This is a genomic window from Falsiroseomonas selenitidurans (assembly GCF_012103215.1).
GTDB classification, from domain to species: Bacteria; Pseudomonadota; Alphaproteobacteria; order Acetobacterales; family Acetobacteraceae; genus Falsiroseomonas; species Falsiroseomonas selenitidurans.
Window position 1 is genome coordinate 1 of the sequence record NZ_JAAVNE010000143.1, and the last position, 596, is coordinate 596.

The window sequence follows — 596 nt, forward strand, 5'->3', positions numbered from 1 at the left end:
GGCGAGTGGCGCCAGCGCCGCGCCGGCCAGCGCGCCGGCCAGGCCGCACAGCGCCGCCAGCGCCCCCTCGGCCAGCGGCAGCCAGTCCGGGCGCAGCGGCAGCCACAGGGTCAGCGCCTGTTCCAGCGCCTCCGCCTGCAGCTGCACCGCGGGCACCAGCGGGGCGAAGCCGGCATCACGCAGCGCCCCGGTCTCCGGCGCCGCGCCGCCCAGCAGCACGATATGCCCGGCCACCGCTTCCGCCGGCAGCCGCCCGGCCAGCACCGCGGCGGCGGAGACGCTGCGCGCCGCCCGGTGTTCGGCTGGCGCGGCATGCAGGTGGATGGACGCTGAGGAATCCAGGTTCAGCCGCACCTCGCCGAGATCGAGCGCCAGCGGCGCGGCCTCCAGCAGCGGGGTCGCTTCCAGCGCCAGGCGCAGCGCCTCCAGCACCAGCCCGGCGCGGCGCTCGCCGTCCAGTTCCACCAGCAGCGGCACCTGGCGCACCGGGCTGCCGGTGAGGGAGGCGGCGCCGAGCCCGGCGGCGGCGGCCAGCAGCGGCGCATGCGGCAGCACGACGCCCGGCGCGGCCAGCGGCGCCAGGCCGGCGCCGCCGC

1 protein-coding gene is annotated in these 596 nt (G+C 80.0%); it reads right to left on the minus strand.

The features are described 5' to 3' along the window. Nucleotides 1-596 (minus strand): CHASE2 domain-containing protein (locus HEQ75_RS27760; RefSeq protein WP_168035344.1); only part of this gene is annotated, 596 nt, incomplete at both ends.